The organism is Pseudomonas sp. W15Feb34, assembly GCF_023127765.1.
Taxonomy (GTDB): Bacteria; Pseudomonadota; Gammaproteobacteria; order Pseudomonadales; family Pseudomonadaceae; genus Aquipseudomonas; species Aquipseudomonas synxantha_A.
Genome location: NZ_SPKN01000027.1, coordinates 136,582 through 144,456 on the forward strand (window position 1 = coordinate 136,582; position 7,875 = coordinate 144,456).

General features: G+C 57.9%; 7 protein-coding genes and 2 pseudogenes. 7 read left to right on the forward strand and 2 right to left on the reverse strand.

Features of this window, described 5'->3' with window-relative positions:
- Positions 1-4: 4 nt before the first annotated feature.
- A pseudogene (locus tag E4O97_RS13445) lies at positions 5-288 on the forward strand (tyrosine-type recombinase/integrase); the annotation flags it as partial.
- A gap of 109 nt (positions 289-397) precedes the next feature.
- Here E4O97_RS13445 and E4O97_RS13450 read toward each other — a convergent pair.
- Positions 398-643 (reverse strand): hypothetical protein, encoded by a 246-nt coding sequence (locus tag E4O97_RS13450; protein ID WP_216091862.1) that lies wholly within the window; start codon positions 641-643, stop codon positions 398-400.
- Between E4O97_RS13450 and E4O97_RS13455 the strand changes: the two genes are divergently transcribed.
- Positions 634-837 carry a hypothetical protein gene (locus tag E4O97_RS13455; protein WP_216091861.1) on the forward strand — a complete coding sequence of 68 codons (204 nt, stop codon included), beginning with the start codon at positions 634-636 and terminating at the stop codon, positions 835-837. The two genes, E4O97_RS13450 and E4O97_RS13455, sit on opposite strands and share 10 nt — an antisense overlap.
- A 45-nt stretch (positions 838-882) precedes the next feature.
- Here E4O97_RS13455 and E4O97_RS13460 read toward each other — a convergent pair whose 3' ends face one another.
- Entirely contained in the window at positions 883-1,110 is a 228-nt protein-coding gene (locus E4O97_RS13460; RefSeq protein ID WP_216091860.1) for a hypothetical protein, read from the reverse strand.
- Positions 1,111-1,508: 398 nt separating this feature from the next.
- On the opposite strand from E4O97_RS13460, the gene E4O97_RS13465 reads away from it, so the two are divergent.
- From E4O97_RS13465 to E4O97_RS13485, 5 genes and pseudogenes are all read left to right on the forward strand, one after another.
- Entirely contained in the window at positions 1,509-2,936 is a 1,428-nt protein-coding gene (locus tag E4O97_RS13465) for a hypothetical protein (RefSeq protein ID WP_248161504.1), read from the forward strand.
- 272 nt (positions 2,937-3,208) lie between these two features.
- Complete coding sequence (locus tag E4O97_RS13470; RefSeq protein ID WP_248132346.1) at positions 3,209-4,957, forward strand: type I secretion system permease/ATPase; 1,749 nt, start codon at positions 3,209-3,211, stop codon at positions 4,955-4,957.
- The gene (locus E4O97_RS13475) at positions 4,954-6,276 is read left to right on the forward strand and encodes an HlyD family type I secretion periplasmic adaptor subunit (protein ID WP_248161506.1); all 1,323 of its coding nucleotides are present in this window, start codon (positions 4,954-4,956) and stop codon (positions 6,274-6,276) included. Before E4O97_RS13470 ends, E4O97_RS13475 begins: the two co-directional genes overlap by 4 nt.
- A gap of 2 nt (positions 6,277-6,278) precedes the next feature.
- Positions 6,279-7,613: a TolC family outer membrane protein gene (locus E4O97_RS13480; protein WP_216091857.1), complete on the forward strand. Its 1,335-nt coding sequence runs from the start codon at positions 6,279-6,281 to the stop codon at positions 7,611-7,613.
- A gap of 51 nt (positions 7,614-7,664) precedes the next feature.
- Positions 7,665-7,875 (forward strand): annotated as a pseudogene (locus E4O97_RS13485) (site-specific integrase); the annotation flags it as partial.

The following is a 7,875-nucleotide window of genomic DNA, read 5'->3' on the forward strand; positions in this document are numbered from 1 at the left end:
TGATGGCCCGCTGTTCCGCTCGATCCGCGGCTGTACCACCGGCGCCGGCATTTGCGCTGACGGCATCTATAAGGTAGTTGCGCAATGGGCCAAGGCGGCGTGTATTCATGTAGACGGGCTGGGTGTGCATGGATTGCGGGCCACGGCCGCGACAATGCCCTGGAGCATGACGCCGATATCGCCAAGGTTCAGGTATGGCTGGGCCACGCCAATATCAGTACGACTCGGCTGTATGACCGACGTGGCCAGCGGCCGGAGGATTCCCCGACGTATAAAGTGAAGTATTGAACAGGGGGGGCTCAGAGGGGTATCGGTAAAGTGCTTACTGCCCATTAAGGCTGTTTGGGGGTGAGTCAGTAAGCACTTTACCGATACCCCCCCATTACAACGGAAGCATTCATGCCTCCAGTATCTCATGACGCGCCGTTACAGCATCGTCCAGGCTGATCGACAGTGTTTCGACAGTGGCCGGGATCAACGCACGCGCTGCGTCCACGCCTTCGACAAAGCCCCCGGCGCGCTCTTGGGCCAGGGCGAGTTGTGCTAGGTCCTGGGCACGCTCGATGCGCGCCCGGTACTGATCGACAGCACGGCGAATCAAAGGCGGCAGGTCGATAGCGTCCAAGCGATCAGATGCACTCACGACGTCATCTCGGGCAGTGGATCGAGCAACTGGGCAAGGTCGCGCCAAGGGTGCTGGGCAAAATCGCCGGTATTGGCGCAGCCTTCGCCGTGGCTGAACGATTGTGGGTATTTGCTGGCCAGCTGCATGGCGTGGCAATGCTGACAGCGCACGGTGTGGCCCAGCAGTTCCCAGCGCTGACACCAGGCTTCTAGGCCGTCTTCCAGGCGGTAGCGGGCTACGATTCGAAGTGCGGCGGGCTACCCTTCGGCGCTGGGCGCGGCAAACTTGAGGCGGGCGGCCTCAATGGCGAACTGAAGCATGCTTTCAATCAGATCCGCATCGAAGCCGCTTTGCTCGCGCACAAATTCGACCACAAAATCAGGATCCATCCTTGCCCACTTGGGTGCAATCGCCTGGCTCAGCAGCTCTAAGGATTGCGCCAAGGTCGAGACAGGCGCCTGCTCTTGCGATGGTTCAGGCAACATAAATTGGAATTGGGTTCCTTTCGGTTTGTTATTGGTAGTCGGGGGGCTACCCCTCGGGCGGGCTCTGCCATTGCTCCAGGGCCTCGGTCGCCTTCTTGTACAGCGCATCATGCATCGGTCATCGGTCATCCCCGATGACTGACCAGGCGGCGCATGCAGCCGGTAACCTAAGCATCAAGTGAATGGCAAATCATGGGGACCGTTCACGTGGGAAATTTCCTACATACGAAAAACCTATATCGAAACTAGCCTCTAACGACCTTAAGCCGAAGTTATCTTCTATCGAAGGTATGAGATTTTTTAGTCTAAAAGTCTTCCTGCCTAGCTGAAGCTACCGACATCGAGGCATAAGGTGCTGATATGAAATATTCAGATGATCTTCCCTTACGGAGTCGAGTATGATTAGCAAAGAACTATCAGTTTACAACCTCAATAGTTTTGTTGGCGGTAGGAAGATACAGCTGCCCTATGAGAAGCAAATAGAGCTGATTGGGAATGAGCTACTTGAAAAAAATGCTGATATCAATGTACTTCCTGAGTTTAACGACAGCATGCTGTCGTCAGGATTATTAAGAACCGTACCTGAGCGTGCCGAGACACTCGTCAGTACTACAGTTAAACAAGTAGTTTCGGTGCCGACAGATTTTTTTGGTTCTCTGTTTGGCAGCATTATAAACCTAATCCCAGATATTCCAATTATCTCCACCGCAAAATCACTAGTTATTGGAGCTACGAAGTCAGTATTAGATACTGCTGTTGGAGTTGCAGGGGATGTGGCAGGTGGAGTAGTGAAGTTAGGCGCATCCTTGGCTGTCCCGGTTTTTGAGACTATTGGGGCGATAAGACCGATTGGGTCAGCGCTCGAGCATGTATCTAATACGGTACTTTCTGCTGTCGGCGTTCGCGAGTTTCAGGGCGTGCCATTAGAAGGTCTTATTATAGGAGACCATGGAAGACTCAAAGATATTACGAACTATATGAACTCCAAGCTGGGCGATGATGTATATAGTTATACTCTTCATGGTGGTACCGGCACTATTTCAAAATATAAAATTATGGACGAAAAGCCGAATGGCGCAGCAGGGGGGAGCAGCTTAGTTATTGACTATGACAAAGACGGAGCAATTTCTTCCCGCGATATTCACCTCGACACCATCCATACCAACGATCTTAAGTACGCGGCCTATTTGCCAAGAGGGATATCAGGTGATGGCCCAACACCCAATCAAATAACGACGGATACATCTGTTATCAAGGCGGTCAATCTCGCATCCGGGCGAACAGAAGCTATAAACAATGTTTTGAATGCTCACGCGAATGGCCCTTACAAAGATTTAGCGCATATTGTTTCTGGAGACTTCAACGAACCCTCACATCTGGATTGGATAGCTTCGAATAAAAATGCAAATGACCGCAATGGTGTGGTGTATGAGTGGGATACCAGCAAGGCATTGATAGATAAGGGTTACACCGATAGCTTTCGTGAGGTGCATCCCGATCCCGTGAAAGACCCTGGGCATACTTGGGGTGGGCCAGCTTACGAGACAGGTAATAAATCTTGGGCGCCCACAGTGGACGACCGGGACCGAATAGACATGACTTATAGTCAAGATGGCAATAAAATCGATTTAACCTCCATCAAGGCCACAGTCGTTGGTAGTAATCAATACTTCGTTAAGGATGGATTGATTACGCAAGCGTCCAGCAATAGTTACGATCTCAGTTCTAACCCGACTTCGGCAATGTCCGATCATAAAGGCCTTATGACTACTTATCTAGTTAACGAGATCCCAACTGTTGGCCAGCCGAGCGCTGAACTTTCTTGATTTTTAGCACTAAACGCTTATTTCCTGCTCGCCTTATACGGCGAGCAGGTTTTTGCTTGGCATAGCCTCAGTTGGTAAGGTGTTTCTAACTCTAGATTGAGCCAAGTATGATACGGGGTGAGCCCCCTGCGAAGCGTAGTTGATGTGTATTTTAACAGAGTATCGGATACTTTCTTTGCGGCTCGCACCCTGCCATTTAGCACGTCGGCCAAGGAGAGTGATTGAATCTAGCACCTGCTTAATCGTTTTAAAAATGTCAGAGGGTCGCAATAATGTATACGACAAAAGCAGGAGCGCTCTTCCGAGTACTAGGTACTTACAAAAACATCCTGATCAGCGTCGGCTGTTTTACCGCGCTGATCAATCTGCTGATGCTGGTGCCTTCCATATACATGCTGCAAGTGTATGACCGGGTGCTGTCATCACAGAACGAAACCACCCTGGTCATGCTGACCCTGATGGTGGTGGGCTTCTTTGCTTTTATCGGCACCCTGGAAATCGTCCGCAGCTTTATCGTGATCCGTATCGGCAGCCAGTTGGAGCGGCGGTTCAACCTGCAGGTGTACAAGGCCGCCTTCGAACGCAACCTGCAACGGGGTGAGGGGCACGCCGGGCAATCGCTCGGGGATTTGACCCATATCCGCCAGTTCCTCACGGGGCCGGCGTTGTTTGCGTTCTTCGATGCGCCGTGGTTCCCGATCTACTTGCTGGTGATCTTCCTGTTCAACGTGTGGCTGGGAGTGCTGGCCACGGCGGGTGCGGTGCTGTTGATCGGCCTGGCGTGCCTTAACGAATACCTGACCAAAAAACCATTACGCGAAGCCAGCGGTTATTCCCAGCAGTCCACCCAACTGGCCACCAGTCATTTGCACAATGCCGAGACCATCCAGGCCATGGGCATGCTGGGGGCGCTGCGCAGTCGCTGGTTCCATGTGCATTCGCAATTCCTCGGCCTGCAAAACCGGGCAAGCGACACCGGTTCGGTGATCAGTTCCTTGAGCAAATCCCTGCGTCTGCTCCTGCAATCCCTCGTGCTGGGCTTGGGCGCCTTGTTGGTGATCAAGGGTCAGATGACGGCCGGGATGATGATTGCCGGCACCATTCTGATGGGGCGGGTGCTGAGCCCGATTGATCAGTTGATCGCCGTGTGGAAGCAATGGAGTTCGGCCAAGCTGGCCTATCAACGCCTCGATGAGCTGTTGCAGGAGTTCCCGCCTGGGGCGCAGGCCATGGCATTGCCGGCGCCCAAGGGGCAGGTGAGTTTCGAGCAGGTCAGCGCCGGGCCTCCGGGGCGTCGGGTGGTGACCTTGCATCAGGTCAGTTTCAACCTGGAGGCCGGCGAAGTACTGGGCGTGCTGGGCGCCTCCGGCTCTGGCAAGTCGACCCTGGCGAGGGTGCTGGTGGGCGTATGGCCGACCCTGGCTGGTACGGTGCGCCTGGACGGTGCCGACATTCATCGCTGGGACCGCGACGACCTCGGTCCGCACGTCGGTTACTTGCCCCAAGACATTGAACTGTTCAGCGGCAGCATCGCTGATAACATCGCACGCTTTCGCCAGGCTGACCCCGAGCAGGTGGTGCAGGCTGCCCAGCAAGCCGGTGTGCATGACTTGATCCTGCGCTTGCCCCAGGGCTATGACACGGTGTTGGGCGACGACGGCAGCGGCCTGTCCGGCGGGCAGAAACAACGCGTGGCCCTGGCCCGCGCACTGTATGGCGGGCCGCGCCTGATCGTGCTCGACGAACCCAACTCCAACCTCGATACCGTGGGCGAGGCCGCTTTGGCCAGCGCCATCATGCAGATGAAAGCCCAGGGCAGCAGCGTGATCCTGGTGACCCACCGCTCTTCGGCGCTGGCCCAGGCCGACAAACTGCTAGTGCTCAACGAGGGCCGCCTGCAAGCGTTCGGCCCCAGCCAAGAGGTGCTGCGAGCGCTGTCCGGGCAACCGGAACAACCCCGTGAAAAGGCCGGCGTCAGCCTCAACCGCCAATACCCTGCGGCAAGGAATCCAGGCCAATGAGCACCGATAACAGCCTGCCAAACGAACAGACCTTTCCCGAGCGCGATGCGCGTTTTTTCTCCCGCCTGGGCTGGCTGATGACGGTGGTTGGTGCCGGGGGATTCTTCCTCTGGGCCAGCCTGGCGCCCCTGGACCAGGGTATCCCGGTGCAGGGTACGGTGGTGGTGTCCGGCAAACGCAAGGCCGTGCAAACCCTGAGCCCTGGCGTGGTCAGCCGGATCCTGGTGCGCGAAGGCGAGGTGGTCAAGCAAGGCCAGCCGTTGTTTCGCCTCGACCAGACCCAAAGCCAGGCCGACGTGCATTCCCTGCAAGCCCAGTACCGCATGGCCTGGGCCAGTGTTGCCCGCTGGCAGAGCGAGCGCGACAGCTTGCCTTCGGTGATGTTTCCCGCCGAACTGAGCGCTAGCCCCGATCCTGCGCTGGCCTTGGTGCTGGAGGGCCAGCGCCAGTTGTTCAGCAGCCGGCGTGAGGCCTTTGCCCGCGAACAGGCCGGGATCCGCGCCAGTATCGAAGGAGCCAGCGCCCAGCTCAATGGTATGCGCCGTGCGCGCACGGACTTGAACGCCCAGGCGCAATCGCTGCGTGACCAACTGAGCAACCTGCAACCTTTGGCAGACAACGGCTATATCCCGCGCAACCGCTTGCTGGAATACCAGCGCCAACTGTTCCAGGTGCAGCAGGACCTGGCGCAGAACACCGGTGAAAGTGGGCGTATCGAGCAAGGCATTCTCGAATCACGCCTCAAGTTGCAACAGCACAGCGAGGAGTATCAAAAGGAAGTCCGCAGCCAGTTGGCCGACGCGCAACTGCGCAGCCTGACCCTGGAGCAACAACTGACATCGGCCGGTTTCGACCTGCAACACAGTGAAATCAACGCCCCAGCCGATGGCATTGCCGTCAACCTTGGCGTACACACCGAAGGTGCCGTGGTGCGGGCCGGGGAAACCCTGCTGGAAATCGTGCCCCAGGGCACGCGCCTGGAGGTGGAGGGGCGCCTGCCTGTGCACCTGGTGGACAAGGTCGGCACTCATCTGCCGGTGGACATTCTGTTCACCGCTTTCAACCAGAGCCGTACGCCACGGGTGCCGGGGGAAGTGAGCTTGATCTCTGCCGACCAGATGCTCGACGAAAAGACCGGGGCGCCGTATTACGTGCTGCGCACCACGGTCAGCGACGACGCCCTGGAAAAACTCCACGGCCTGGTGATCAAGCCCGGCATGCCCGCCGAGATGTTTGTGCGTACCGGCGAGCGTTCGTTGCTCAATTATTTGTTCAAGCCGCTGCTCGATCGTGCCGGCTCGGCGTTGACCGAGGAATGAGCATGAAACCAGTGTTCATCGCCTTGCTGCTCGCGTGCAGCAGCGCCCAGGCCGCCATGGGACCGTTTGATGTGTATGAGCAGGCCCTGCGTAATGATCCGGTATTCCTCGGCGCGATCAAGGAGCGTGACGCCGGCCTGGAAAACCGCACCATTGGCCGCGCCGGCCTGTTGCCCCGGCTGTCCTACAACTACAACAAGGGCCGCAACAACTCCCAGGCCAACCTGCCCGATGGCCGTGGTGGTCACTATCACGACGACCGCAACTACAACAGCTTCGGCTCGACCTTCACCCTGCAACAGCCGCTGTTCGACTACGAAGCCTATGCCAACTACCGCAAGGGCGTGGCCCAGGCGCTGTTTGCCGATGAGAGTTTCCGCGACAAGAGCCAGGCGCTGTTGGTGCGGGTACTGACCTATTACACCCAGGCCCTGTTCGCCCAGGACCAGATCGAGATTGCCCGGGCCAAGAAGAAGGCGTTCGAGCAGCAGTTCCAGCAGAACCAGCACCTGTTCCAGCAAGGCGAGGGCACGCGCACCGACATCCTGGAGGCGGAGTCGCGGTATGAGCTGGCCACTGCCGAAGAGATCCAGGCCCTGGATGAGCAGGATGCGTCGCTGCGCGAATTGGGGTCATTGCTCGGCGTACACAGCGTCGATATCGCCGACCTGGCACCGTTGAACCAGGACTTTGCCGCCTTCACCCTGACACCGGCCAACTACGACAGTTGGCATGAGCTGGCAATCACCAACAACCCGACCCTAGCCTCCCAGCGCCAGGCGGTGGAAGTGGCGCGTTATGAGGTGGAGCGCAACCGCGCCGGGCACTTGCCGCGGATCACTGCGTATGCCAACTCGCGCCAGCAGGAGTCCGACAGCGGCAACACCTACAACCAGCGCTACGACACCAACACCATCGGCATTGAAGTCAGCGTGCCGCTGTATGTCGGTGGCGGCGTCTCGGCGTCCACCCGCCAGGCCGCCCGTTCCATGGAGCAGGCCGAGTACGAATTGGAGGGCAAGACCCGCGAAACCCTGATCGAGCTGCGGCGCCAGTTCAGTGCCTGCCTGTCGGGGGTCAGCAAGCTGCGCGCCTATCAAAAGGCCCTGGCCTCCGCCGAAGCGCTGGTGGTGTCGACCCAGCAGAGCATCCTCGGCGGCGAGCGGGTCAACCTCGACGCCCTCAACGCCGAGCAGCAGTTGCACAACACCCGTCGCGATCTGGCCCGGGCCCGTTACGACTACCTGATGGCCTGGATCAAATTGCATTACTACGCGGGCAGCCTGCGCTACACCGACTTGGCCAAGGTGGATGAGGCCTTTGGTCCCGCCCTATGAATTTAAGCTGTTCGGGGACTTCGACCTCACGTCAGGCGTCGGGAAACCGAATACCAGAATGACCTGGCAGACTTCTGCAGCTTTGTCGGCCGCACCGGCGCCGAGGAATTCCGCGCAGTGACCCCCGGGCACGTCCTGGCCTGGCGCGCCCAGCTGGAAACCCGGGGACTGGCCGGGGCCACCATTCGACGCAAACTGGCAGCTCTGGCGAGCCTTTTTGATCACCTCCTGGAGAACAATGCCGTCTCTGGGGGAAACCCCG

What these genes read in the sequence shown, in the direction of transcription:
- E4O97_RS13455 (WP_216091861.1), top strand. Translation starts at nt 634, where the DNA reads ATGCACTCACGACGTCATCTCGGGCAGTGGATCGAGCAACTGGGCAAG.
- E4O97_RS13480 (WP_216091857.1), top strand. Translation starts at nt 6,279, where the DNA reads ATGAAACCAGTGTTCATCGCCTTGCTGCTCGCGTGCAGCAGCGCCCAG.
- E4O97_RS13465 (WP_248161504.1), top strand. Translation starts at nt 1,509, where the DNA reads ATGATTAGCAAAGAACTATCAGTTTACAACCTCAATAGTTTTGTTGGC.
- E4O97_RS13460 (WP_216091860.1), bottom strand. Translation starts at nt 1,110, where the DNA reads ATGTTGCCTGAACCATCGCAAGAGCAGGCGCCTGTCTCGACCTTGGCG.
- E4O97_RS13470 (WP_248132346.1), top strand. Translation starts at nt 3,209, where the DNA reads ATGTATACGACAAAAGCAGGAGCGCTCTTCCGAGTACTAGGTACTTAC.
- E4O97_RS13475 (WP_248161506.1), top strand. Translation starts at nt 4,954, where the DNA reads ATGAGCACCGATAACAGCCTGCCAAACGAACAGACCTTTCCCGAGCGC.